Annotated in this window: 26 protein-coding genes; 13 read left to right on the plus strand and 13 right to left on the minus strand. The window is 64.2% G+C overall.

The features are described from left to right. Window positions 1-39 precede the first annotated feature (39 nt). Window positions 40-1,455: a coniferyl aldehyde dehydrogenase gene (locus AZ34_RS05995; protein ID WP_035605920.1), complete on the minus strand. Its 1,416-nt coding sequence runs from the start codon at window positions 1,453-1,455 to the stop codon at window positions 40-42. Between the two features lie 45 nt (window positions 1,456-1,500). Continuing rightward, window positions 1,501-2,157, minus strand: a complete 657-nt coding sequence (locus AZ34_RS06000) for a YitT family protein (RefSeq protein ID WP_035605922.1) — start codon at window positions 2,155-2,157, stop codon at window positions 1,501-1,503. Between the two features lie 126 nt (window positions 2,158-2,283). On the opposite strand from AZ34_RS06000, the gene plsY reads away from it, so the two are divergent. After that, complete coding sequence (gene plsY, locus AZ34_RS06005; protein WP_035605926.1) at window positions 2,284-2,931, plus strand: glycerol-3-phosphate 1-O-acyltransferase PlsY; 648 nt, start codon at window positions 2,284-2,286, stop codon at window positions 2,929-2,931. Between the two features lie 63 nt (window positions 2,932-2,994). Here plsY and AZ34_RS06010 read toward each other — a convergent pair whose 3' ends face one another. Both AZ34_RS06010 and AZ34_RS06015 read right to left on the minus strand, forming a co-directional pair. After that, window positions 2,995-3,954, minus strand: a complete 960-nt coding sequence (locus AZ34_RS06010) for an HD-GYP domain-containing protein (protein ID WP_035605929.1) — start codon at window positions 3,952-3,954, stop codon at window positions 2,995-2,997. Window positions 3,955-4,005: 51 nt separating this feature from the next. Further along, a complete protein-coding gene (locus tag AZ34_RS06015; RefSeq protein WP_035605932.1) occupies window positions 4,006-4,491 on the minus strand; it encodes a YajQ family cyclic di-GMP-binding protein in 486 nt (161 codons plus the stop codon). 59 nt (window positions 4,492-4,550) lie between these two features. Here AZ34_RS06015 and murB point away from each other — a divergent pair, with 59 nt between their 5' ends. Beyond that, a complete protein-coding gene (murB, locus tag AZ34_RS06020) occupies window positions 4,551-5,630 on the plus strand; it encodes a UDP-N-acetylmuramate dehydrogenase (RefSeq protein ID WP_035605936.1) in 1,080 nt (359 codons plus the stop codon). A gap of 10 nt (window positions 5,631-5,640) precedes the next feature. Here the strand turns inward: murB and AZ34_RS06025 are convergent, their stop codons facing one another. From AZ34_RS06025 to trxB, 5 genes are all read right to left on the minus strand, one after another. Further along, window positions 5,641-6,969, minus strand: a complete 1,329-nt coding sequence (locus tag AZ34_RS06025) for a DUF2325 domain-containing protein (protein WP_051509565.1) — start codon at window positions 6,967-6,969, stop codon at window positions 5,641-5,643. Window positions 6,970-6,982: 13 nt separating this feature from the next. Further along, window positions 6,983-7,318, minus strand: a complete 336-nt coding sequence (locus AZ34_RS06030; RefSeq protein WP_035605938.1) for a hypothetical protein — start codon at window positions 7,316-7,318, stop codon at window positions 6,983-6,985. A 154-nt stretch (window positions 7,319-7,472) separates the two neighbouring features. Continuing rightward, on the minus strand, window positions 7,473-7,643 hold the full coding sequence (gene rpmG / locus AZ34_RS06035) for a 50S ribosomal protein L33 (RefSeq protein ID WP_006298735.1): 171 nt from the start codon (window positions 7,641-7,643) through the stop codon (window positions 7,473-7,475). Between the two features lie 15 nt (window positions 7,644-7,658). Continuing rightward, a complete protein-coding gene (rpmB, locus tag AZ34_RS06040) occupies window positions 7,659-7,892 on the minus strand; it encodes a 50S ribosomal protein L28 (RefSeq protein WP_006298736.1) in 234 nt (77 codons plus the stop codon). A 493-nt stretch (window positions 7,893-8,385) separates the two neighbouring features. Next, window positions 8,386-9,339: a thioredoxin-disulfide reductase gene (gene trxB / locus AZ34_RS06045; RefSeq protein WP_035605942.1), complete on the minus strand. Its 954-nt coding sequence runs from the start codon at window positions 9,337-9,339 to the stop codon at window positions 8,386-8,388. 225 nt (window positions 9,340-9,564) lie between these two features. Here trxB and AZ34_RS06050 point away from each other — a divergent pair, with 225 nt between their 5' ends. The 3 genes from AZ34_RS06050 (at window position 9,565) to lolA (ending at window position 13,581) form a co-directional block, all read left to right on the plus strand. Continuing rightward, window positions 9,565-10,245 (plus strand): Crp/Fnr family transcriptional regulator, encoded by a 681-nt coding sequence (locus AZ34_RS06050; RefSeq protein ID WP_035605945.1) that lies wholly within the window; start codon window positions 9,565-9,567, stop codon window positions 10,243-10,245. 58 nt (window positions 10,246-10,303) lie between these two features. Next, window positions 10,304-12,799 (plus strand): DNA translocase FtsK, encoded by a 2,496-nt coding sequence (locus AZ34_RS06055; protein ID WP_035605948.1) that lies wholly within the window; start codon window positions 10,304-10,306, stop codon window positions 12,797-12,799. Between the two features lie 134 nt (window positions 12,800-12,933). Next, window positions 12,934-13,581: an outer membrane lipoprotein chaperone LolA gene (gene lolA, locus AZ34_RS06060; protein WP_035611032.1), complete on the plus strand. Its 648-nt coding sequence runs from the start codon at window positions 12,934-12,936 to the stop codon at window positions 13,579-13,581. A 57-nt stretch (window positions 13,582-13,638) separates the two neighbouring features. Here the strand turns inward: lolA and AZ34_RS06065 are convergent, their stop codons facing one another. After that, window positions 13,639-14,376, minus strand: a complete 738-nt coding sequence (locus AZ34_RS06065) for a TerC family protein (protein ID WP_035605950.1) — start codon at window positions 14,374-14,376, stop codon at window positions 13,639-13,641. Between the two features lie 47 nt (window positions 14,377-14,423). Here AZ34_RS06065 and argH point away from each other — a divergent pair, with 47 nt between their 5' ends. The 7 genes from argH (at window position 14,424) to AZ34_RS06105 (ending at window position 21,945) form a co-directional block, all read left to right on the plus strand. Further along, entirely contained in the window at window positions 14,424-15,878 is a 1,455-nt protein-coding gene (argH, locus tag AZ34_RS06070) for an argininosuccinate lyase (protein ID WP_035605953.1), read from the plus strand. A 43-nt stretch (window positions 15,879-15,921) separates the two neighbouring features. After that, window positions 15,922-16,428, plus strand: coding sequence for a hemerythrin domain-containing protein (locus AZ34_RS06075; protein ID WP_051509566.1), 507 nt, complete (start codon window positions 15,922-15,924; stop codon window positions 16,426-16,428). A gap of 67 nt (window positions 16,429-16,495) precedes the next feature. Continuing rightward, window positions 16,496-17,182 (plus strand): hypothetical protein, encoded by a 687-nt coding sequence (locus tag AZ34_RS18540; RefSeq protein WP_197026508.1) that lies wholly within the window; start codon window positions 16,496-16,498, stop codon window positions 17,180-17,182. Between the two features lie 100 nt (window positions 17,183-17,282). Next, window positions 17,283-17,732 (plus strand): VOC family protein, encoded by a 450-nt coding sequence (locus AZ34_RS06090; protein WP_035605957.1) that lies wholly within the window; start codon window positions 17,283-17,285, stop codon window positions 17,730-17,732. Window positions 17,733-17,830: 98 nt separating this feature from the next. Beyond that, window positions 17,831-18,985 (plus strand): alpha-hydroxy acid oxidase, encoded by a 1,155-nt coding sequence (locus AZ34_RS06095; RefSeq protein ID WP_035605960.1) that lies wholly within the window; start codon window positions 17,831-17,833, stop codon window positions 18,983-18,985. 113 nt (window positions 18,986-19,098) lie between these two features. Further along, window positions 19,099-20,208, plus strand: coding sequence for a DNA polymerase IV (gene dinB / locus AZ34_RS06100; RefSeq protein ID WP_231495471.1), 1,110 nt, complete (start codon window positions 19,099-19,101; stop codon window positions 20,206-20,208). A gap of 156 nt (window positions 20,209-20,364) precedes the next feature. Continuing rightward, window positions 20,365-21,945, plus strand: coding sequence for a methyl-accepting chemotaxis protein (locus AZ34_RS06105; protein ID WP_035605964.1), 1,581 nt, complete (start codon window positions 20,365-20,367; stop codon window positions 21,943-21,945). 261 nt (window positions 21,946-22,206) lie between these two features. Here AZ34_RS06105 and AZ34_RS06110 read toward each other — a convergent pair whose 3' ends face one another. The 3 genes from AZ34_RS06110 to AZ34_RS06125 are packed head-to-tail and all read right to left on the minus strand — an operon-like array spanning window position 22,207 to window position 23,787. Then, a complete protein-coding gene (locus AZ34_RS06110) occupies window positions 22,207-22,452 on the minus strand; it encodes an acyl-CoA-binding protein (protein WP_035605966.1) in 246 nt (81 codons plus the stop codon). 24 nt (window positions 22,453-22,476) lie between these two features. After that, window positions 22,477-23,097, minus strand: a complete 621-nt coding sequence (locus AZ34_RS06120; RefSeq protein WP_051509569.1) for a hypothetical protein — start codon at window positions 23,095-23,097, stop codon at window positions 22,477-22,479. Between the two features lie 27 nt (window positions 23,098-23,124). Then, complete coding sequence (locus tag AZ34_RS06125) at window positions 23,125-23,787, minus strand: DJ-1/PfpI family protein (RefSeq protein ID WP_035605969.1); 663 nt, start codon at window positions 23,785-23,787, stop codon at window positions 23,125-23,127. A 113-nt stretch (window positions 23,788-23,900) separates the two neighbouring features. Between AZ34_RS06125 and AZ34_RS06130 the strand changes: the two genes are divergently transcribed. Beyond that, window positions 23,901-24,905, plus strand: coding sequence for a GlxA family transcriptional regulator (locus tag AZ34_RS06130; protein ID WP_035605972.1), 1,005 nt, complete (start codon window positions 23,901-23,903; stop codon window positions 24,903-24,905). Window positions 24,906-25,075 lie beyond the last annotated feature (170 nt).

A 25,075-nucleotide genomic window follows, 5' to 3' on the forward strand; every position in this document is an offset into this window, starting at 1 on the left:
CCAACCAAGTGTGAACACCTAGTCAGGCCCGCCCAAACGCTAGCGAAGCAGAAACTTCAGCAAGCGATTCGCCAGCTTCCCATAAGGCGGCGCCAGCAAGGCGGCAGTAGAGAACCGTGCCTGCATGAACACAGGCCGCAATTTTGAGAAGGTGAGGAAACCTTCGAACCCGTGGTAATGCCCCATGCCCGAGGCGCCCACGCCGCCGAAGGGCAGCTCGTCTTGGGCAACATGGAACAAGGCATCGTTGAGGGAGACGCCACCGGACATGATGCGAGTCAGTAGTTTCTCCTGCTGCGCCTTGTCGTTCGTGAAGGGGTAAAGCGCCAGCGGGCGGGGGCCGGCGTTGACGCGCTGGATCACCTCGGTCTCCAGATCGTCGTAGGCGATGACGGGCAGGATGGGGCCGAAAATTTCGCGCAGCATCAGTTCACAATCGGCGGGCGCGTTCAGCAACAGGTGCGGCGCGATGCGGTGCTTCGCCTCGTCGAAAGCTGGGCCAGGAATCAGCGGAATCAGTTGCGCGCCGCGTGCCTGTGCTTCGTCCATCGCGTTCTTCAGGCGTGTATAGGCCCGGGCGTCGATGATGCTGGTGTAGTCCGGCGTGTCCAGCGCGGGGTAGCGTTGCGCGACGATCTCGCGCGCCAGTCGCACGAATTCCTCCACCCGGGCGCGTGGCACATAGGCATGGTCCACCGTGGTGCAGATCTGTCCTGCGTTCAGGAACTTCACGTAGACCAGGCGCTCCGCGGCCGTGCGCAGCGGGAAGTCGTCCAGCACGATGGCGGGCGACTTGCCGCCCAGCTCAAGCGTCACGGGGCAGAGGTTGGCGGCCGCAGCCGCCATCACGGCCTTGCCCGTCTGGCCCGAGCCGGTGAAGAGCAGGTGGTCGAAGGGCAGCTTGGAGAACTCGATGCCGACGCCGCCGGTTTCATCGAACACCTGCAACTGGTTTGCCGGGAAATAACGCGGCAGCTCGCGCATCATCAGCGCGGCCAAGTGGCGCGAGTTCTCGCTCATCTTGACCATGGCGCGGTTGCCCGCCGCGAGGATGGCCGAGAGCGGTACCAGGCTCAGGTTGAGCGGGAAGTTCCAAGGCACGATCACGCCTACCACGCCCAGGGGTTGCGGAATCACCCGGTTGCCGGCCAGGCCGAAGGCCAGGCGGTCGATGCCGCGGCGTTGGGGGCGCATCCAGCGTTTGAGGTGCTTGCGTGCGTGGTGGATGGCGTGGAGTGTGGGCAGCACCTCGGTCACCAGTGTTTCATGGCGCGAGCGGTGGCCATAGTCCGCGCTGATGGCTGCGCAGATCGCCTCCTGCTGTTCGCGCACGAAACGCTCCAGCTGCTTCAGGTCGGCCAGGCGCCTGGCGTAGCTCGGAACGGGGTCGGCAAGGTAAGCGTCGCGCTGGGTCTGCAGCGCGGCTTGCAGCAGCTTGGGGGGGGTGACGGTCATGGCAGTCTCCTCTGGCGGTGCCTGGATGTGGTTTGTGAACCTTGTTCAATGGGCCATGTAGCGTCCGGCCTTGTGGTTGACGATGAGCGTGAGGTTGAGCACCACGGCGCCGATCACGGACAGCAGTACCTGCGCGATTGGCATGGTCAGCAAGGCCAGCAGCAGCACCAGACCATCGGTGGCCATCTGCACCTGGCCCGCGCGCCAGCCGCGCGTTTCCTGCAGCCAGTAGGCCAGAATGCCGACGCCGCCCAGACTGGCCTGGTGGCGAAACAGGATGAGGAAACCCACGCCCAGCAGAACGCCGCCGATGAGCGCGGCGTACAGCGGTTGAACCTCCCCGAAATCGATGCAGCGTGGCGTGATTTCCGTCAGCGCGGACAGCAGGGCCACGGCGATCATGGTCTTGACCAGGAAGGCGCGCGGCATGCGGCGCCAGGCCAGGAGATAAAAGGGCAGGTTGAGCACGAAGAACACCAGGCCATAGTTCCAGTCCAGGCCGTAGTGCAACAGAAAAGACAGTCCGGCGACGCCGCCGCCGAGCAGGCGCTCGTGCTGGAACAGGGCCACGGCCAGGGCGATCAGCGCGGTGCCGAACAAGAGGGCCAGGGCGTCTTCGGCCAGGCTGTGGCGCAGGAGCGGTGGCACCTTGTCATGCACAGCTCGGGTGTTTTCAGGGGGGGAATCAACAAAATCGGTCATGGGACGGATTGTGGCATTCGGCCCTGCGACCGCCCGCTCCTTGGCGCGCCGCTCGGGGCCTGAAATCCGGGGCGGTGCTGGCGGCTCGGGCACAATACCGGCCTTTCTTTGTCGGCTTGTCACATCTTGACTACTGCTACCTATACCTCCTACCTGCTGCCCGCGCTGGTGGCTCTTGCTTCTTACCTGCTCGGTTCCTTGTCTTTCGCCGTCATCGTCAGCCGTGTCATGGGGCTGAACGATCCGCGCACCTATGGCAGCAAGAACCCGGGCGCCACCAATGTCCTGCGCTCCGGTTCCAAGAAGGCGGCCGTGGTCACCTTGCTGCTGGACGGCGCCAAGGGCTGGTTGCCAGTGGCACTGGTGGTCAGCTTCGGCCCGTCTCATGGCCTGGGTGAAGGCACGCAGGCGCTGGCGGCCCTGGGCGCTTTCCTGGGCCATTTGTACCCGGTGTTTTTCCGCTTCGTCGGCGGCAAGGGCGTGGCCACGGCGGCCGGTGTGTTGCTGGGTTTGGACTGGGTGCTGGGCCTGGCGGTGCTGTTCACCTGGGTGCTGGTGGCCGTGGTGTCGCGTTATTCCTCGCTGGCGGCGCTGATCGCGGCCGTGGCCGCGCCGCTCTATTACATGCTCGGAAATGGTGAACTCTGGATCATGGATCCGGCCGTCTTGTTCACGGTCTGCCTGATGTCGCTGTTGCTGATCTACCGCCACGCCGAGAACATCGGGCGACTCGCGCGCGGGCAGGAAGGCCGGCTCGGCCAGAAGAAGAAATAAGCCTCCCGCATCGGGCTGTGGCAGGCGCTTGCACGATGTCCGTGCGCCGTTTCGCGCCGACTCTCAACGCGAGGGCGTCTGCGCGCCGAGCCTCAGGATGTGGTGGTGGTTTGGCCGCAATCGCACCAGGGCGGTGGCCAACGCGGACTTGATGGCTGGCCGGCCCTGCAAGGTGTGGTGCAGGCGCGGCTGGGGCAGGGTCTGGCCGTCCGGTCCGGTCAGCACCGCCACATGGGGCAGGTTGGCGCGCTCGCTGCGCCGCACCACCAGCGCCAGCGCATTGTTTTCCAGTTGCACATAAGTGCCCGGTGGGCACAGGCCCACGGCGCGCACCAGGGCATGGCCGACTTCGTCGGCGGCGGCGTGGGCGCCGTCCATAATGGCGCGCACGGATTCGGTGGTGCTGCGTCCGGCGCGTGACTTGCGCGGCGAAATCATCGCCGCGTAGCGGTCCACTGCGTGCAGGATGCGCACCAGCCGCCGCAGTGGCGGCAGCGCTTGCAGGGGCAGGGGCGTTTTGTCCACGTCATGGTGGCGCCGCACGATTTCCACCCAGAGGGGGTCGCGCACGCCCAGGCGTTCGGCCAGCAGGTGGGCGCCGCGCGGCGCATGCGTGCTCACGGCTTCCTGCTGCTCGGCGCTGGGTTTATCAGTCTGCAGCGCCAATTGGTCCTGTAGCTCGGTCATGGCGATGTTCATGGTCAGCGCGGCGTGCACCAAGCTGTCGTGCTCGCCTTCGTCCAGCTGCAGCTCGCTGGCCAGCAGATGGCAGAGCGTGGCGCAGACCAGGCTGTGCGAGGCGCTGTAGCCGACCCAGGAATTGGTGGCCAGCTGGAACAGCAGGTACAGGCCCAGGTCCGCGTCGCGTCGCAGCAGGTCGCGCAGCCAGCGGTCGTACTGGAGCACGCGCTGCTCGAACTCGCGCACGGACAACGGGTTGGAAAGCAGGACGCCCAGGCCGGATTCCAGGTCGGACCAGAGTCCGAGCAGGTCTTCGTATTCGTGCTCGTCCTGGACGCTCATGGCGCGGCGGCGTCCCGAGGGGGGGAGGGGCGGCGGCGCGTCATGCTCGCCTCAGTCGCGGAAGTTGTTGAAGTCCAGCGGGGTGTCGCTGATTTCCTTGCGCAGCAGGGCGATCGCGGCCTGCAGGTCGTCGCGCTTGGTGCCGGTGACACGCACCTTGTCCTCCTGGATGCTGGCCTGCACCTTGAGCTTGCTGTCCTTGATCAGGCGCTGGATCTTCTTGGCCAGTTCGGATTCGATGCCGTTCTTCACCTTGACGATCTTCTTGACCTTGTCGCCGCCGATCTTCTGCAGATCGCCGATGTCGAGGAAGCGCACGTCCACCGACTGCTTGGTCAGCTTGCCGCGTAGCACGTCGAGAATCTGTTCGATCTGGAAGTCGGCGTCGCCGATCAGGGTGATTTCCTTGTCCTTGATCTCGATGCTGGCCGAGGTGCCCTTGAAGTCGAAGCGTGTGCCGATCTCCTTGGCGGCGTTGTCCACGCCGTTCTTGACCTTGACCATGTCGGCTTCGCAAACGGTGTCGAATGAAGGCATATTGTGTTTTTGGGGGTAGCTGGGTGAGAAAATCAGGGGCTTACGATGAGCCGCCCTTTATGTTAGTCGAGAACAACGTCGCGCTGGAACCCTACAACAGCTTTCACATCGTCGCCAAGGCGCAAACCTTGATCCGCGTCAGGAGCGAAGCCGACGTGGCCGAAGTGCTGGCCGATCCGGTGCTGGGACCCGCGCCCAAGTTCGTGCTGGGCGGGGGCAGCAACATCGTGCTCACGGGCGACGTCAAGGCCGTCACGCTCAAGGTGGAAATCATGGGCCGCCGCCTGGTCGCCGAGGATGAGCGGGCCTGGATCGTCGAGGCTGGCGCCGGCGAGTCCTGGCACGAGGTGGTGGACTGGACCCTGGCCCAGGGCTGGCCAGGGCTGGAGAACATGGCGCTGATCCCTGGCACCATGGGCGCGGCCCCGGTGCAGAACATCGGCGCCTACGGCCTGGAACTGCAGGACCGCTTCGAGTCGCTGGATGCCGTTGACCTGCAGACCGGGCGCACTTTCACGCTGAACGCCACGCAGTGCGGGTTTGCCTATCGGGACTCGGTGTTCAAGCACGGACCGGTGGCCGGCGCCTCGGCGGAGACGAACAGCCTGGGCCTGAAGGACCGTGCCCTGATCACCCGCGTGCGCCTGCGCCTGCCCAAGGCCTGGAAGCCTGACCTGGGCTACCTGGACCTGCAACGCAAGCAGGCCGAAACCGGCATCACCAAGCCCAGCCCACGCCAGATTTTCGACTGGGTCTGCGAGATCCGCCGCGCCAAGCTGCCGGACCCGGCTGTGATCGGCAACGCGGGCAGCTTCTTCAAGAACCCGACCGTCACGCCCGAGCAGTGCGCGGACATCATCGCCCGAGAGCCCAACATCGTGCACTACCCGATGCCCGACGGCACGGTCAAGCTGGCCGCAGGCTGGCTGATCGACGCCTGCGGCTGGAAGGGCAAGAGCATTGGCCAGGCCGGCGTCTATGAAAAGCAGGCCTTGGTGCTGGTCAACCGGGGCGGCGCGGCCACCCAGGCCCCGGGCGGCGCCACGGGGGGAGAAGTCATGACCCTGGCACGCGCCATCCAGACCAGCGTCTACGAGCGCTTCGGCATCCGGCTGGAGCCGGAACCGGTGGTCATCTAGGGGTGGGGGTTCAGGCTCCGCTGGCCGTCTGTGTTTCGGGCGGAAGTTCCCAGCCGATGTCGCCCAGGGCCCGCTCCAGCGCGCTGCGGCTGGGTTGGTCCAGGAAGACGCAACGCTTGCCGGTGCGCTTGCAGTGATCCTTCACGCGCCAGTAGGCGTTGTGGCTGATGCAGCCGCTCTGGCAAATCACCAGGTCGGCCGCGGCCAGGGTGGCGTCCAACAGGCTGGCGTTGTCTTCCGCGCCGCCGTCGTGGTGCAAGAAACGCGCGCCACGGTGCTCAATCAGTTCGCGGTAGACCGGAACGCTGGCCTGGCGGCCGCCCACGCAGAGCACGGCGCAGCCTTGCAGAGGAATGGGAGGCAGGTCGGTGGTGTCCGAGGTGGTCGCTGCCCTGGGCGTGAGCTCCGCGCTTTCTTGCAGTGCCCGGTTCGCCCGGTTCGCCCGGTTCGCCCGGTCCGCGCGCTCGCGTTCCTGCTCGCGCAGTTCCCGGGCTTCGCGCAGCTCCTGCCGGGCTTGCCGCAGTTCTTCCTGCAGGGCCCGGTTGCGTTGTGCCAGTGCCTGCCGTTCCGGCAGATGGGGTGAGGCGGCGCGCAGGGCTTCATGTTCTTCCTGCAACTGCTGCAGACGGGTCTGGGCTTGGATCAGCTCGGCGCGCAGGCGCAAGGCGGCGGCCTGTTGCGCTTCCAGTTGCGCGCCGTAGTGACGCGCCTGCTGCTGGCTGCGTTGCTGCGCGCCCGCCAGCTCGCGCGCCAGGATGGCGTTTTCGTCCTGCAGGGCTTCCAACCGGCTCAGGTCGGCGCGGCTGGCGGTGCCCACCTGGTGCTGCAGCATGTGCACTTCGCCCAGGATGCGCTGTTCCAGCAGGTAGTCGCAACGCGGGTGCGTCAGGGCAGCCCAGAGCGCGCTGGCCAGGTCGGCGCGTCCTTCGTGGGCGCGGTCGCGGCAGTCGTCCCACCAGCGGGCCAGGGCTTCGGTGGATTTGAGGGGCTGCGCGGCCTTGATCACCAAGGCATACCGCTGGTCCAGGTCTTTTTGCACGGCCTCGGCCAGAGGGGAGCGGCGCCGGCATTCGGTGACGGCCATGCAGTGGACTTCGTAGTCGCTGTGGGCCGGCACCGTGCCCAGCGACTTGGCGGTCAGGCGGCGAAGCAGGGGCAGAGGCAAGCAGACGCCGATGATGGGGCAGAAGGCGTGGCCTTCGAGTTCCCAAAGTCGACGCCGCCGCGAACCCGAGGGTGTGCCCAGGGCAGGCGAGGTCGTGGTCAAGGGTGCGCCGAGGGCGGCGGTGCTGGGTTGGGGCAGTGCCACGATGGGCGCCGAGGGACGGATGTCACACATGCTGGGGTTCCTCTCAGTGCATCAACGTGCTGGTGGACAGCAGGCCCATTGGGTCAGCCAGTGCCGGGTCCGGCGGCGTGACGACCGAGGCGTCGCTGCTGGCGTCACTGGCCAGGATCCAGCGCTCGTGCGCCATGGCCATCACGTGGCGCAGGCCCGGGCTGGCGTGTGGGTGGTGCTTGAGCAGGTAGAGGTTGGCGACGATCTTGCGCGCCATGGCCGTGCGCTGCTGGCGTGGCGAGGTCGGTCCGCTGTCGAGGGGCGCGGCCCAACAGCTAATCAGGGCCACCGTGCCGGCCACCAGGGCTTCAAGACAAGGCGGGGTCAGGTCATCGGTGGCACAGGACATGAAGGTCTCCAGAAGTTGAAGTCATTGTATTGAGAATTATTCTCAATCATAAGAATGACCCTGAACCTGGAGAGGAATCGTGTGGTAAGTTCCAAAAACACAAAGGCCCGCGCACCGGAACGGTGGGCGGGCCCAGAGAGAAACCGGGGCTGAATTACTTCAGCTTGATTTCCTTGTATTCCACATGCTTGCGAGCCTTGGGGTCGAACTTCATGATCGACATCTTCTCGGGCATGGTCTTCTTGTTCTTGCTGGTCGTGTAGAAGTGACCGGTGCCGGCCGTGGATTCCAGCTTGATCTTTTCGCGTCCGCCTTTGGTGGCCATGGTGCTTCTCCTTGATTAGGCTTGGCCGCGCGCACGCAGGTCGGCGAGCACGGAGTCGATGCCGTTCTTGTCAATCAGTCGCAGGGCGGCGCTGGAAACGCGCAGACGCACCCAACGGTTTTCGCTCTCGACCCAGAAACGGCGGTATTGCAGGTTCGGCAGGAACCGGCGCTTGGTTTTGTTGTTGGCGTGGGAAATGTTGTTCCCGACCATGGGCTTCTTGCCCGTGACTTCGCAGACGCGTGCCATGTGGACTTTTCACTTTCTTCAAAACGGCGGTTGCTGGCCCGAAACCGGTTGACCCGATCTCAATCGCAAGCGCCTCACCTCGCCAAGTAGGGTGGCGGTGGCCCCATAGCTGCCAAAACTGCCTGCAGTTCCAGCAAAGCCGGCGATTATAGCCAATTTGGCGGATGGCTGGGGCATGCGCTGGATGGGTTGAGCAGGGCGCGGGGAGACGGCCGTTGCGGGCACCCGGCGCGGCGGGCTTGGGGACCCTCCTCATGAGATTTGCTGCGCAAATCAGAAATCGTCGGGATCCCCAAGCCCACCGCACCGGGTGCCAGCCAGAGGGTGGGCGCGGTTCAGAAGTGCGACGGCAAAAGTCGTGCGGGCTCAAGCGTATCGGGGGCGGGGCGGGTCGCGCCGCCGATTTTGATTTGCGCAGCAAATCTCATGAGGCGGACGGCCCGCCCCGCCCCCGATACGCGTCGTGAAGCGCCAAGATTGGGCGGAGTACCGCTTACTCCTGCTGCTCCAGAAAACGTTGCGCATCCAAGGCCGCCATGCACCCCGTGCCTGCACTCGTGATGGCCTGGCGGTAGACATGGTCCTGCACGTCGCCAGCCGCGAACACGCCCGGCACGCTGGTCATGGTGGCGAAACCCAGCAGGCCCGAGCGCGTGACGATGTAGCCGTCCTTCAAGTCCACCTGGCCCTGGAAGATTTCCGTGTTGGGCGAATGGCCGATGGCGATGAAACAACCCTTGAGTTCCAAGTCCTCGGTGCTGCCGTCCACCGTGCTCTTGAGCCGGATGCCCGTCACCCCGCTGGCGTCGCCCAATACTTCTTCGAGCGTGCGGAAGGTCTTGAGGACGATCTTGCCTTCCTTCACCCGCTCCATCACCTTGTCGACGAGGATGGGTTCGGCGCGGAACTTGTCGCGGCGGTGGATCAGATAGACCTTGCTGGCGATGTTGGACAGGTACAGCGCTTCCTCCACCGCCGTGTTGCCACCGCCCACCACGCAGCAGACTTGGTCACGGTAGAAAAATCCGTCGCAGGTGGCACAGGCCGAGACACCCCGGCCCATGAAGGCCGATTCCGACGGCAGGCCCAGGTACTTGGCCGAGGCGCCGGTGGCGATGATGAGTGCATCGCAGGTGTAGGCGCCGCTGTCGCCCCAGAGCGTGAAGGGGCGCTTGCTGAAGTCGACCTTGTTGATGTGGTCGAACACGACCTCGGTCTTGAAGCGTTCGGCGTGCTCGAGCAGCTTTTGCATCAGTTCAGGACCCTGGATGCCGTCGACCGCGCTGGGCCAGTTGTCCACTTCGGTGGTCGTCATCAACTGGCCGCCCTGGGCCATGCCGGTGATCAGCAGGGGCTTGAGGTTGGCACGCGCCGCGTAGACGGCGGCGGTGTAGCCGGCGGGGCCGGAACCGAGGATCAGAACCTGTGCGTGGCGGGTGGCGGTCATGGAGGAACTCTTGAGATGGATGGGGAAAGCGGGGTCGGGCCTGGCTGAGAGGCGCATGCCTCGAGGCAGGGTAGACTGGTGTTTTATTCAGCCCGGTGCATGGACTTCGTGTCGTGATGCAACAGACCTGTCATTGTAAGAATCCTTGCAAGACATCGCTGTCTGTCAGTCTATGCTCGCGGGACGCGCCAGGCTGGCGAGTGAGCAGAAAAACGAGTAGTACCCATGTCGATGTTGAGCAATCTGGATCTGTTGCGCAGGGTGTCGTTGTTTTCCCTGTTGAGCGAAGCACAATTGCAGGCCTTGGCGGACTCCGTGTCCAAGCGGCGCTACAAGCGTGGCGACCGGGTCGTCGTCCAGGGCCAGAAGACCGGCGCCTTGTTCGTGATTCTTTCGGGTCGGGCGCGGGTGTTGATGAGCAGTGGCAGCCGGCGCCGCGAGGTGATTCTGGCTTCGTTGCAGACGGGCGACTATTTCGGCGAGATGAGCCTGATCGACGGCGAGGCCCACTCGGCCTCGGTCGACGCGGAGTCCGAACTCGACGTGCTGGCGCTGGAGCAGGCGGCCTTCATCCAATTGCTGGGCGAGAGCGCGGCCATGGCGCACGGCATCATGCGCGGACTGGTGCGGCGTCTGCGTCAGGCCGACCGCAAAATCGGCACGCTGGCCTTGATGAGCGTCTACGGTCGCGTGGCCAACGTGCTGCTGGACATGGCCAAGGCCGCGCCGGCGGGCGACATGATCATCCGCGTGCGCTTCTCGCGCCAGGATCTGGCCCAGATGGTGGGAGCTTCGCGCGAGATGGTGAGTCGCGTGATGAAGGATTTCGAGGAGCAGGGGTTCGTGATCCCGCTCGAAGGGGGCGCGCTCTACGTGAAGGAGCGCCGCACCACCCCGCGTCATTGAGCCTGGTGCTGGGGCGCGGTCCGGGCCGGTTTGCCGGCCGTTTGTTTTTTTCGTTTGCATGACTGATCGATCCGACACGCTGAGTCCCGGCCCCACGGCTCTGGGCGCCTTGCGCAGCCGCTACGCGGGCGAGCTGCTGCTGTTCCTCGGCCTGGTACTGCTGGTGTATTGGGGCCTGGCGCTGGGCACGCACAGCCTGAGCGACCCCGCCTGGTCCACCTCGGGCAGCGGTGTGGGATCGGTGCGCAACCAAGGTGGCCTGCTGGGGGCCTGGGTGGCGGATGCCAGTTATTACCTGTTCGGCTTTTCGGTCTGGTGGTGCTGGGCGGCTGCGGTGCGCAGCTGGTTCTCGGCCCTGGCGCGGGCCTTGCGCTCCCCCCGACTGGAGGCCAGGCGAGCCGATGGCTGGGACGAGGAGGTCACCGATGCCGAGGGTCAGGCGCCCACAGGCTGGGCTCGTCGCGCCACCCAGTTCATCGCCGGACGCTGGGGCTTCTGGAGCGGGTTGACCTTGCTGATGCTGGCCAGCAGCTCTTTGGAGTGGTCGCGCTTTTACAGCCACGAATCCCTGCTGCCTGGTCACGCGGGCGGGGTGCTCGGTTACTGGATGGGGCCGCTGGCCATCCATTGGCTCGGTCCGACAGGCTCGGCCCTGCTGGCCATTGGCCTTTGGGTGCTGGCCGTCGCCTGGGTCTTCCGTTTTTCTTGGGGCGAGGTGGCCGAACGGCTCGGCGCCCTCGTGCAGATGCTGGTGGATGCGCGGCGCGCCTGGCGCGAGCGCGCGCAGGATCGTGCCTTGGGCGCCCAGGCCGCACGTGAACGCGAACGCGAAGAAGCGGCCCGCGCCTCGGCCGCGCGGTTCGCGCAGGCGCCGCAGGCCCTGAGCGATGAAGACGAGGGGGTGGACCCGGTGGCGCCCGTTCCGCTCGCCGTGTCCACCGTGCCACAAGCCACGCGGTCGGCCGTGGCACGTGCCGAGCCCATGCTGGATCCCGTGGTCTCGCCCGTCAAACCCAGTGCACGGGTGGTCAAGGAACGGCAGAAGAACCTGTTCGCGGACATGCCGGACACCAAGCTGCCTCAGGTCGATCTGCTCGACAGCGCGCAGGGCCGACAGGAAACCGTCTCGCCCGAGACGCTGGAGATGACCAGCCGCCTGATCGAGAAGAAGCTCGGTGACTTCGGCGTGCAGGTGCGCGTGGTGACGGCCCAGCCCGGCCCGGTGATCACGCGCTACGAGATTGATCCCGCCACGGGCGTCAAGGGCTCGCAGATCGTCAACCTGGCCAAGGACCTGGCGCGCTCGCTCTCCCTGGTGTCCATCCGCGTGATCGAGACCATCCCCGGCAAGAACTACATGGCGCTGGAACTGCCCAACGCCAAGCGCCAGAGCATCCGCCTGTCCGAAATCCTGGGTTCCCAGGTCTACAACGAAGCCAAGAGTCTGCTGACCATCGGCCTGGGCAAGGACATCGTGGGTTTGCCCGTGGTGGCCGATCTGGCCAAGATGCCCCACGTGCTGGTGGCCGGCACCACGGGTTCTGGCAAGTCCGTGGGCATCAACGCAATGATCCTGAGTCTGCTCTACAAGGCCGAGGCCAAGGACGTGCGCTTGTTGATGATCGACCCCAAGATGCTGGAAATGAGCGTCTACGAGGGCATTCCGCACCTGATCGCCCCGGTGGTGACGGACATGCGGCAGGCCGCGCACGGCCTGAACTGGTGCGTGGTCGAGATGGAAAAACGCTACCGCCTGATGAGCAAGCTGGGCGTGCGCAATCTGGCGGGCTACAACGCCAAGATCGACGAAGCGGCCGCGAAAGAGGCCTTCATCTACAACCCCTTCAGTCTCACGCCCGAGAGCCCAGAGCCTCTGAAGCGCTTGCCGCACATCGTGGTGGTCATCGACGAACTGGCCGATCTGATGATGGTGGTGGGCAAGAAGATCGAGGAACTGATCGCCCGCCTGGCGCAGAAGGCGCGCGCGGCGGGCATCCACCTGATCCTCGCCACCCAGCGCCCGAGCGTGGACGTGATCACGGGTCTGATCAAGGCCAACATCCCGACGCGCATCGCCTTCCAGGTCAGCAGCAAGATCGACAGCCGCACCATCCTCGACCAGATGGGCGCTGAAGCGCTGCTGGGCATGGGCGACATGCTCTACATGCCCAGTGGCACTGGTTTGCCGATCCGCGTGCACGGCGCGTTCGTCAGCGACGAAGAAGTGCACCGTGTGGTGAGTTACCTCAAGACCCAGGGCGAGCCGGACTACATCGAGGGCGTGCTCGAAGGTGGCACGGTCGAGGGCGAGGACGGCGGTCTGGGCCTTGGGGGCGAGGGTGGCCCCAGCGGCGAGAAAGACCCGATGTACGACCAGGCCGTGGAGATCGTGCTCAAGAACCGCAAGGCCAGCATCTCCCTGGTGCAGCGCCACCTGAAGATTGGCTACAACCGCGCGGCGCGCCTGGTCGAGGACATGGAAAACGCTGGCCTGGTCAGTCCCATGAACACCAACGGTCAGCGCGACATCCTGGTGCCCGCGCGCTCGGAGTGACGATGAACCCATCTTTTGTTGCCATCAGCATGCAGCGACATTTCTTTTTCTCTGCCGCGCATGGAGCGCTCGCCCGCTGCACCGGTGCATGCGCTCGGGCCGGTGCCTTGGTCTTGATGGGTTTGCTGCTGCAGATGTTCGCATCTGGCGCGGCCCAAGCGCAGGACAGCAAACCCCAAGACGGATTGAGCGCCCTCTCCGTGTTTTTGCAGAGCACGCGCAGTGGCCGCGCCGATTTCACCCAGGTCGTGACCTTGCCGCCGCGCGCCAGCGACAGCGGCACCCGCGTGGCGCGCACGCGCAGTTCCAGCGGCAGTTTTGCTTTCCAGCGACCGGGGCGTTTCCGTTTCGTCTACGCCGCGCCCCTGCCGCAGACCATCGTGGCCGACGGCAAGACGCTGTGGCTGTACGACGAGGATCTGAACCAGGTCACCGTGCGCGCTCAGGCGGGTGCCCTGGACGATACGCCCGCAGCCCTGATCGCGGGCGCTGCGGACCTGAACACCTTGCAGAAGAGCTACGAGTTGGCGAACGATGGCGCGCAAGATGGCCTGCTCTGGGTACGGGCCACGCCCAAGGCGCGCGACGGGCAGACCCAGCAACTGCGCGTCGGCCTGCGTGCCGTCACGCCCAACCAGGTCGAGCTGGGCGCCTTTGAAATCCTGGACAGCTTCGGGCAGCGCTCTCTGCTGACCTTCAGCCGCATGCAGGTCAATGTGAGCCTGTCGGCCGACACCTTCCGCTTCACGCCACCGGCGGGCGCGGACGTCATCCGCCCCTGAGCAGCTGTGAGCGTCTGTTGAAATCCTGAGGTCGCTCCGGCAGGAGTGGCTTGCCGCTCAGCGATCGGCCGGGGATTGCGCGGGTGTGCCCAGGCGCTTGCGCACCCGGATGTTGAGCATTTCCACCACCACTGAGAACGCCATCGCGAAGTAGATGTAGCCCTTGGGCACATGGTTGTCGAAGCCCTCGGCGATCAGCACCACGCCGACGACGACCAGGAAGGACAGGGCCAGCATCTTGACGGTCGGATGGGCGGACACGAAGTTGCCGATGGCGCTGGCGAAAACCATCATGAGCGCCACGGACACCACCACGGCCGCGATCATGATGGCGACCTCGTCCACCATGCCCACGGCGGTGATGATGGAGTCCAGCGAGAACACCAGGTCGATGAGCATGATCTGCAGGATCACCGCGCCGAAGGTGGTCTTGACGGTGCTCGAGGCCTTGCCTTCGGCGCCTTCCATCGCATGGTGGATTTCACCTGTGCTTTTCCAGATCAGGAACAGGCCGCCGCTGATCAGGATCAGATCGCGCCCTGAAATCTCCTGGCCCAGCACGGTGAACAGAGGTGCCACGAGGCCGATGATCCAGGACAGCACCAGCAGCAGGCCAATCCGCATGAACATGGCCATGAACAGGCCCAGGCGGCGACCGAGCGCGCGTTGCGCGGGTGGCAGCTTGTCCACCAGGATGGAGATGAAGATCACGTTGTCGATGCCCAGCACCAGCTCCAGCGCGGTCAGCGTGGCGAATGCGATCCAGGCCTGGGGGTCCGTCAAGAGTTCCAGCATGGTTGTCTCCTTGTATTGGCTGGGGGGTCGATAGAATCCACGCAATTATGTCCACCCCCAATCAACTCGACAAAAAATCCGAGGCCTGGTCGGCCCTGTTCTCCGAACCCATGAGCGAACTGGTCAAGCGCTACACGGCCAGCGTGTTCTTCGACCAGCGCCTGTGGCAGGCCGACATCGCGGGCAGTCTGGCCCACGCCGACATGCTGGCGGCGCAGAAAATCATCGGCGCCGACGACCTGGCCGCGATCCAGAAAGGCATGGCCCAGATCCGCGCCGAGATCGAGGGTGGTCAGTTCGAGTGGCAACTCGATCTGGAGGACGTGCACCTCAACATCGAGGCGCGCCTGACGCAATTGGTCGGTGACGCGGGCAAGCGCCTGCACACCGGCCGCAGCCGCAACGACCAAGTCGCGACCGACGTGCGCCTGTGGCTGCGCGGCGAGATCGACCTCATCACCGGCCTGCTGTCCGACCTGCAGAAAGCCTTGCTGAGCGTCGCGGAGCAGAACGTGGACACCATCCTGCCGGGCTTCACCCACCTGCAGGTAGCCCAGCCCGTGAGCTTCGCCCACCACCTGCTGGCTTATGTGGAGATGTTCGCGCGTGACGCCGAGCGCATGGCCGACGTGAGGAAACGCGTCAACCGCTTGCCCCTGGGCAGCGCGGCCCTGGCCGGCACGACGTACCCGCTGGACCGTGTGCGCGTGGCCAGGACCCTGGGCATGGTGGACGAGCAAGGCCAGGCCTGCATCTGCCAGAACAGCCTGGATGCGGTCAGCGACCGGGACTTCGCCATCGAATTCAGCGCCGCCGCCTCGCTGGTCATGGTGCATGTCAGCCGCCTGAGTGAGGAACTGATTCTGTGGATGAGCCAGAACTTTGGCTTCATCAAAATCGCGGACCGCTTCACCACCGGCAGTTCCATCATGCCGCAGAAGAAAAACCCGGACGTGCCGGAACTCGCGCGCGGCAAGACCGGGCGTGTGGTCGGTCATCTGATGGGATTGATCACACTCATGAAGGGCCAGCCTCTGGCCTACAACAAGGACAACCAGGAAGACAAGGAGCCGCTGTTCGACACCGTGGACACCTTGAAGGACACGCTGCGCATCTTCAGCGAGATGGTCGGTGGCCAGGTCAACCCCGCCACGGGCAAGCTCGAAGGTGGTATCACGGTCAACGCGCCCGCCATGGAACAGGCCGCGCTCAAAGGCTACGCGACCGCGACCGACCTGGCCGACTACCTGGTCAAGAAAGGCCTGCCCTTCCGTGACGCGCATGAAACCGTGGCCCACGCCGTCAAAGCCGCTGTCAGCCACAGCTGCGATCTGTCCGAACTGCCCTTGACGGTGCTGCAGCAATTCAACAAGAGCATTGACAAAGACGTGTACGAGGTGCTGAGCCTGCGCGGCTCGCTCAACGCACGCAACACCGTGGGCGGCACCGCGCCAGCCCAGGTGCGCCAGCAGATCGCGCGTCACCGCGCGCGCCTGGGCTAAGGCGATCCGCTAGGCGCAGCCTGAACCCGACATCGGAGGAACCATGTCTCTCTCTCCCAACACCCTGAGCTGGAGCGACGAACTCGCGCTCGGCGACGCCCGCACCGACCACACGCACCAAGAGTTCGTGGACCTGGTCAACGCCACGACCGCCGCCGCGCCCACGGACAAGCTCATCGTCTACCAGCAACTGCTTGCGCACACGGTCGAGCATTTCGGGCAGGAAGAGCGGTGGATGCTGGCTTGCGGCATTGCCCCCGACTTCTGCCACTTCAGCCAGCACAAGAACGTGCTGGAAGTGATGAAGGAAGTCGAGCGCCGTGCCTTGGCCGGAGAGACCGAGTACATCGGCAGCATGATCGAAGCCCTGGTCGAATGGTTCCCGGGCCATGCGAATTCGATGGATGCGGGGCTGGTGGCCTATCTGCAGGAGAAAGGCTACGACACCAGCGCGGAGGCCTTCCATGCGGGGCCGCCGAAAGCGGGTGAGGCGGGCGAATCCGCCACCCTGGCTTGCACGCACCATGCACCGGGGGAGTCCTGCGCTTGAGATGGGACCTGTCCCTCACTTGGCCAGCAGATAAGTCATTCGAAATGAATCTGACGAAGAGGAAAGCATGGATATGAGGAAATGCTGGGCTGCTGGCGCCAGTTTCATCGTGATTTTTCTGTTGTCTGGTTGCGTCACGATGTCGGGTACATACCTCATCACTGCGCATCGTTTTGACGGAACCCCTCTCAACAGCATGATGGCGGAAGGTAGTGGTATCTACACCGTGAAGAACGCCATCTGTATGTCGGAGCCGGGGGCCGTCATAACGATCAAGGATGCGAAGACGGGGCAAGAGATCCAGAGCGAGAGCCCGCATCAGTGCGGAGGCATGCCCTTTGCTGACGTGAGTCTTCAGGCGGCGAATCAGAAACTGGAGAAACAGTTTTCGCCCATCCGTTTGGTTACCAGTGCGGGAGCAAACCAGTCTGGCAAAGCCACCGCCGAATGGGCTGGTACGCCCGGCCCCAGCATTGTTGAGAACGCCACCTTGTTGAAGGCAGACGTGCTTGGAGGTTTCAAGAGCAAATGTGGGCTGGATGCCGTGCAGCTTTCTGAAACCAGGGTCGTGAAATACGCTGTACCCGTTTTCTATGAAGTCTGGGTTTTTGATGACCCGCTATCCGAGCGTGATGACAAGAAAACAGCCCTGTCCCTTGTCTTGAGGCAGCGGCCGAACAACGGAGGGGTTGATTTTTCATTCCACGGTGCCTGTCACGGCAAGAAGATGCCTCTGTTTCAGCTCGCCAAGTAAGCCGTTTCTCGGTTGAGCGGACACTTTAGAGCTATTGGTGCTCGTCTTCGGCGCAGTGCTTCAGTTTGGCTGATACGGCGTTTCTTCTTGAGTGTTGATCATGTTTACCTACGTCTGCCTCGGTGCCTCGGACCTGGAGCGCTCCGCGCGGTTCTATGACGCCGTGCTCGGCCCCTTGGGCCTGCAACGCTGCGCAACAACGGGTGAGGAAGACTGGGACGGCTGGGTGGGCTGGGGCACTTACGAAGACCAGGGCCAGCAGGAAGTGGCGCTGTGGTTGTGCCGCCCCTACAACGGCCAGCCGCCCAGCGCGGGCAATGGCACCATGGTTGCCTTCAAGGCCGCGTCATGGTTGCAGGTGGACGCTTTCCATGCGGCGGCGCTGGCGCAAGGTGGTGTATCTGAAGGCGCGCCGGGCCTGCGCCCCCAGTACAACGACGATTTTTACGCCGCCTATGTGCGCGACCCGGATGGCAACAAGTTGGCCGCGGTCTGCCGGGGCCGGACCGCGCCGGATGCGGCGCCAGGCGCTGTGTCGCGGACGGCCTGATCGTCGCTTGGTGGCATTTCAAGGCGTGTTCTGGGCGCGTCCGGAGCCCGTGCCGCTACGGACATAATGCGCGCTTCCTCGATCACCTCGCAGCTCCCATGACCGTCATCACGAACCTTGAAGACCTCCGCCGCTTGGCCGAGAAGCGCGTGCCGCGCATGTTCTACGACTACGCGGACAGCGGTTCGTGGACGGAGAGCACCTATCGCGCCAACGAAGCGGATTTCCAGGCCATCAAGTTCCGCCAGCGCGTGGCAGTGAACATGGAAGGCCGCAGCACGGCGGTGAAGATGATCGGCATCGATGCCAAGATGCCCGTGGCCATCGCGCCGGTGGGGCTGACGGGCATGCAGCACGCCGATGGCGAGATCCACGCCGCGCGCGCGGCCGAGAAGTTCGGCATCCCCTTCACGCTCTCGACCATGAGCATCTGCTCCATCGAGGACATCGCCGAGCACACCAGCGCGCCCTTCTGGTTCCAACTCTACATGATGCGCGACCGCGAGGCCATGAAGCGCATGATCCAGCGCGCCAAGGACGCCAAGTGCTCGGCCCTGGTGCTCACCCTGGACCTGCAGGTCATCGGCCAGCGCCACAAGGACTTGAAGAACGGCCTGACCGCACCACCGCGCCCCACGCTGAAGAACATCCTCAACCTCGCGACCAAGCCGCGATGGTGCCTCGGCATGGCCGGCACGCGCCGCCACACCTTCCGCAACCTCGTGGGCCACGTGCAGGCGGTCAGCGACATGAAGTCACTGGCGGTCTGGACCAATGAGCAGTTCGACCCGCGCCTGTCCTGGGCCGACGTGGCCTGGGTCAAGGAGCAGTGGGGCGGCAAGCTCATCCTCAAAGGCATCATGGACGTGGAAGATGCCAAGCTGGCCGTGGCCAGCGGCGCCGACGCCATCGTGGTCAGCAACCACGGCGGGCGCCAGCTCGACGGCGCGCCCTCGTCCATCGCGGCCTTGCCCGCCATCGTGAGTGAGGTCGGATCGAAGATCGAAGTGTGGATGGACGGCGGCATCCGCTCGGGCCAGGACGTGCTGCGCGCCTGGGCCCTGGGCGCGAAGGGCACCATGATCGGCCGTGCCATGGTCTACGGCCTGGGTGCCATGGGCGAGGCCGGTGTCACCAAGGCCTTGCAGATGCTGCACAAGGAGCTGGACACGACCATGGCCTTCTGCGGCCATCGCAATCTGCAGGGCGTGGACCGCAGCATCCTGGTGCCAGGGACCTATCCCGTGGCCTGAGCGCGACGGTGCAGGTGCCCGAGCCTAGTCTGTTCGACGCGGAGGACGACGCGCCTCTGACGGAGCGAGCCGCTTCCGCGCAGGCGACGTCGAGGCGCATTGCCCACCTGGACATGGACGCTTTCTACGCGTCCGTGGAACTGCTGCGCTACCCGCAGCTCAAGGGCCTGCCCGTGGTCATCGGTGGTTCGCGCCGGCGCGCCGACGACGCGCTGCTGAAACAGCACGAGGGCCTGCCGCTGTCGGAGATTCCCGTCGAGGCTTTTCCGCTGTTGAAGGACTACACGGGGCGTGGTGTCATCACCACCGCCACCTACCCGGCGCGCCAGTTTGGCGTGGGCTCGGCCATGGGGCTGATGAAGGCGGCCAAGCTCTGCCCGCAAGCCATCCTGCTGCCGGTGGACTTCGATGAATACCGCCGTTATTCACGCCGCTTCAAGGAAATCATCCGGGAGATCGCGCCTGTGATGGAAGACCGCGGGGTGGACGAGGTCTACATCGATTTCACCGAGGTGCCGGGGGGGCAGCGCGAGGGCGGGCGCGTGCTCGCGCGCCTGATTCAGAAAAGCATCGTCGAGGCCACAGGCCTCACTTGCTCCGTCGGCGTCGCGCCCAACAAGCTGCTGGCCAAGATGGCGAGCGAGTTCAACAAGCCCAACGGCATTTCCATCGTGCAGGTGGAGGATCTTCAGGAAAAAATCTGGCCCCTGCCTTGCCGCAAGATCAATGGCATCGGACCCAAGACCGACGAGAAGCTGCAGGCCCTGGGCATCCACACGATCGGCGAATTGGCGGCGCGTCCGCGGGCTGAGCTGATTGAACGCTTCGGCAAAAGCTATGGCGCCTGGTTGCACGAGGCCGCCTGGGGGCGTGACGAGCGCCCGGTGGTGACCGAGAGCGAGCCGGTGTCCGTGAGTCGCGAAACCACGTTCGAGCGCGACCTGCACGCCGTGCGCGACAAGGCCGAGCTGGCCGCCATCTTCACCAGCCTGTGCGAGCGCGTGGCCGCCGACCTGCAGCGCAAGGGCTACGAAGGCCGCACCATCGGCGTCAAGCTGCGCTACGCGGACTTCAAGAGCGTCACGCGTGACCAGACCCTGGACTTTCACACCGCCGACCCGCGGGCCATCCGCCGCGCCGCGGGGCTGTGCCTCAAGCGCGTGGACCTGGAGCGCCGGTTTCGCCTGCTCGGCGTGCGCGTGGGAGGTTTGCGCAAAGTTTGACGTGGATCAAACCCTGCTGGCGCCAAGACCTGAAGTGGTTTTACGGCAAGGCATTTCCTCATTAGCATCGATTCCTGAGGAGAAATTTGCACATCGCCCAAGCGAAAATGTCTGAGCGATAAGCAGTCGCCGTATCAACAGCAACAAGGAGTCCGCGTGCGCGTCAATCTGCCCGTCATCGATCAGGAGTACGACTACCCAGCCCACTTGATGCTGGTGTCCATGACCGACACGCGCGGCCACATCGTGCACGGCAACGCGGCTTTCTTCGAGATCAGCGGCTACGCCGCCGAGGAGCTGATCGGCCAGAACCACAACATCGTGCGCCACCCGGACATGCCCGCCGAAGGCTTTCGTGACCTCTGGCGCACCATTGGGCGCGGTCGACCCTGGACGGGGCTGGTCAAGAACCGCCGCAAGGATGGGCGTTACTACTGGGTGCGCGCCAACGTCACCCCCATCATGGAAGACGGCAAGCCCATCGGCTACCTGTCTGTGCGCACCAAACCTTCCCGCGCCGAGATCGAGGCCACGGCCGCGCTCTACCAGCGCCTCAACGAAGAGACCCAGGCCGGTCGGCCCAGCTTCTATCTGGAACACGGCCATGTACGCTGGCACGGGTTCAAGGGCCTGGTCAGTGGCTTGACGGTGGGTTGGTTCGAGCGCAGTCTGTCCCTGCGCATGGGTGCGGCCTTGCTGATGGTGGTGGCGCTGGGCATGCTGCCCTGGGGTCTCGGCACTTGGCTGGGTTGGGGACCAGGGCTCACGGGCGGGGTGCAACTGCTCGGTCTGCTGTTGGGGGTCGGCATCATGCTGGCCTGGTTCCAGAAATTCCTCGTGCATCCGATGCGGCAGGTGGAGCGCTTCGCACGTGACCTGGCGGCCTGCAACCTCAAGACCGAGCTGGACCCGAGCCCCTACAGCGACATGGCGCGCACGCTGGGCAATTTGCGCCAGGTGCAGATCAACCTGCGGGCCGTGATCGGCGACGTGAACCGACAGGCCGCCAGCTTCTACACAGCTGCCAGCGAGATGGCCGACGGCAGCAAGAACCTGGCCTTGCGCGCCGAGTCTCAGGCCAGCAGCCTGGAGCAAACCGCCTCTTCGATGGAGGAAATCTCCGGCACCATCAAGAACACCGCGCAGATCGCCTCCGAGGTGTTGGGCCACAGCGAGCGCAGCACCCAGGTCGCGACCCAGGGCGGCGCGTCCGTGCAAGAACTGAGTCAGCTGATGGGTGAAATCCAGCGCTCGGCCAGCAAGATGGGCGACATCGTCAACACCATCGAAGGCATCGCCTTTCAGACCAATCTGCTGGCGCTCAATGCCGCCGTCGAAGCCGCGCGCGCGGGCGACGCGGGCAAAGGCTTCGCCGTCGTGGCCAGCGAGGTGCGCGCCTTGGCCCAGCGCAGCGGCGCCGCCGCCAAGCAAATCCGCGACTTGATCGCCCAGTCCTCCGCCCAGATCGGCAACGGCGCGCAACGCATGCAGCATGCCAACCAGACCATCGCCGACGTGGTGGCCGCCGTGCGCGAGGTGGGCGCGCTGATCAACCAGATCAGCACCGCCGCGCACGAGCAGACCCTGGGTGTCGCGCAGGTCAACGACGCCATCAACCGCTTGGACGAACTCACGCAACAGAACGCGGCGCTGGCGGAGCAATCCGCTGCGGCGTCTGCCGATCTGAAATCCGGTGCGGACACGCTGGCGCACGCGGTGCAGGTGTTCCGGCTGTAGGTGGAAGTGGCTGGGGGCATGGCCCCCCCGGCGCGCTGCTGTTCCTGAGTCCCTTTTCGGGCATAGACCGCGCGATGCATGCTCCAAGTCTATCGCCGACTACTGCCGCCAGACTCTTTGTCAAAGCGATGACAGTTTCAGGCTGGAAGGAGTCATACGAGCTGCGCCATGCCCAATGACCGCTCTACTCTCTTGCCCGATCCGGACCGGATCTCCTGACCACACCGCGAAATCAGTTGATAAAAACTACTTCGAGAACACTCACTCGAGTCCGGCGACCAAGTCGATGTAACGCTGCATCGCCTCCTCTTGAGACAGTCCTTTGCATTCCGTCCAGGCTGTCCACTTCGTGCGCGCCATCATGTCGCCAAACCCGGGTTTTGGAGTGGCGTTATCTCCTGCCGTGCCCTGCTTGTACAGACCGTACAACTTGAGCAGCATGGGGCTGTCGGGCCGGCTCTTCAGCGCTTTTGAACGCTCGATGGCGACGGTGAATTCTTCGATCACGGTAGGCACAGGTCGTCTCCCGGTTCAGGCGAATTGATTGAACAGTTCTTCTTCGTTTTCCATGGCCGCTATGAAGGCAGGCCGCTCCAGCAGGCGGCCCCAGTAGGCGAGCAAATCGCCCTTCGGCTCCCACAGCCCGCCGCGCAGGGTGAGCATCAGCGCCCAGCCGAAGTAGGCGTCGGCGACCGAGAAGGCATTGCCGGCCAGATAAGGGGTGTGGGAAAGACGCTTGGAAACGAAGGCGAGCTTCGTTCCCAAATTGACCTTCGCCCACGCCTGTACTTCTGCCGGCACGCCTTTCGTGAAGATCGGGTAAAGGCAGTGCTTGTGTAATTCCGAAGCCACGAAGTTCAGCCATTCAAGAGTGGCCTGTCCGTTCGGGCTTGATCGCGCCGGAAGGTGACCGAATTCGGGAGCCATCTCGGCGAGCACCTGCAACACAACGCTGTTTTCGGTGAGGATGCGACCATCGTCGAAACGCAGCACCGGGACCTGGCTCTTGGTCGAGATGGTCTCAAACGCAAGGCCATCGCTTGTCTGCTTTCGCAACAGCGATACAGGCTGCATCTTGATGGGTAACGAGGCTTCGAGAATGATCACATGCCCCGCGAAAGAGCACGCCATAGGCGAGAAGAAGTAGTCCATGGAGTTCCCGCAGAGTGATTGCCCGGCTCAGGCCGGCGGGGTCAGGCTGCGAATGCGCTCGGCGCCTTCGGCTTCGAATTGCTTGACGATGGACTTGGCAAAGTCCGATGCACTGTCGGGCGTTCCGTTGCCAAAGGGAGGGTCGGGGTAATACTCGATTCCGAGTTGCAGCGTCTTGGCCAACTCCTCGCCGGCCAGCAGACCGGCCAGAAACAGTCCTGCGTCGATGCTGGCCGAGACGCCGGCACCGGTGATGAGCTGGCCATCGCGGATGAACCGGTTTGTGCTGACATTCGCACCATAGTCGGCAACCCTGTCGCGCACCGCCCAGTTCGTGGTGACCTGCTTGCCATACAAGAGCCCAGCCGCGCCGAGCAGCTCAACGCCGTTGCAGATCCCCACCGTCCATTTGGCACTGACGGCCAGTCGCCGGATGGTGTCGAGTACATCCTGGTCGCTCATAGCAGGAATGACACCCGGGCCACCAGGTACGTACAGGATGTCGGTGCTGTCGATGTCGGCGAAGCTTCTGTACGCTGTCAACGCCAGGCGTCTTGTATCGGCCCAAACGGGGCCGCATTGCAAAGCTGCAAATTCTGTTTCTACCCCAGGTATGTTGGCCAAGACTTCGTAGCCGCCAACAATGTCCAGCGCAGTGAATCCATCAAAAAGAACAATCGTCAATCGCATAACAAGGCCTTTGCTCAGTGGTTGAGTGAGGCTTCATCTTGTTCGTTCCCAGCGTGATCAGCCAGTGTCGTTTCAGACTATATTTTGTGCATTTAAGACATTCGGACAAATAAATGATCAAGGAGATCGCCATCCTCGTCTACCCGGGCTGCATGGGCATGGAAGTGTTTGCCTTGACGGACCTGGTGCTCATGGCCAATCACCTGGCCAAGAACATGCACCCGGGAAAATTCTCTGCGCTGCGGGTCAAGCTCGTCACACTCCGGCCAAACCCTGTGGCCATCGCAGGCGGGTTCAAGGTGGCGGCGCAGCGCCTGCGGGGCAAGCCGGATCTGATCGTGGTTCCCGGTTTGGAGGTCTCCCGGTTCGGTGAGTGGGACGAGCGCTTTGCTCGGCTAGGCCAGGAACTGAAGGCAATTCGCCGCTTCCATGGGCAAGGCACAGAGCTGGCCTCGGTCTGCATCGGCAGCTTCGTCCTGGCGGAGGCGGGCGTACTCCAGGGTCGACGCGCCGCCACCGCCTGGCCCTTTGTGAGTGAGTTCCAAGACAGGTATCCCGACGTACAGATTGAGAAGGATGCTGTGATCCTGTCAGACGGTGGTGTCACGACCACCGGAGCTGTGAGCAGCGTGATGGATCTGGGCCTGCACCTGATCCGTGAGAGCATGGGCTCCGCTGTGGCCCGCGCGGTGAGCAAGCTGGCGCTGATCGATGGGGGGCGCGTCAGTCAGCGGGCCTACGTTGACACGGCGTTGATTCCACAGAACCGCGCGCCGTTTTCAACGCAGGTCAATCGGTGGCTGGCACAACGCCTCAGTGAAACGTACAACCTCTGCGCTCTGGCCGACGCCTTCAACGTCACTTCACGTACGGTACTTCGACGTTACCGCCAGGAAACCTGCATGACACCTCTTCAGTGGCTGCAGAAGGCCCGTATCGAAAAGGCCAAGCACTTGCTGGAACTCAGCTCCATGTCCGTCGCTGAAGTCGTGGTTGCCGTTGGCTACCACGACCTGGCGACATTCTCCAGGTTGTTTGCGCGCGAGACGGGTCAAACGCCGGGGCACTACAAACGGTTGTTCCAGGGAAAACGGGTTGCGACGTTTCCCCGTGGGTGAGGCATCTACGCATCGGCATTTGAGCAGGTTGACGTGTCTTAACACGAAGTTGACAAACTGAACAGCCGCTTCGTGGGAACAGGGTAAGCATACCTGACCTCGCCCTACGGCAGCAACCGCTGCCAAGCAGCCCCTAGGATCTAGTCGGCCGCGCTGTCGGAGTGCTTTCG

This window comes from Hylemonella gracilis str. Niagara R, from assembly GCF_000600295.1.
GTDB classification, from domain to species: Bacteria; Pseudomonadota; Gammaproteobacteria; order Burkholderiales; family Burkholderiaceae_C; genus Hylemonella; species Hylemonella gracilis_A.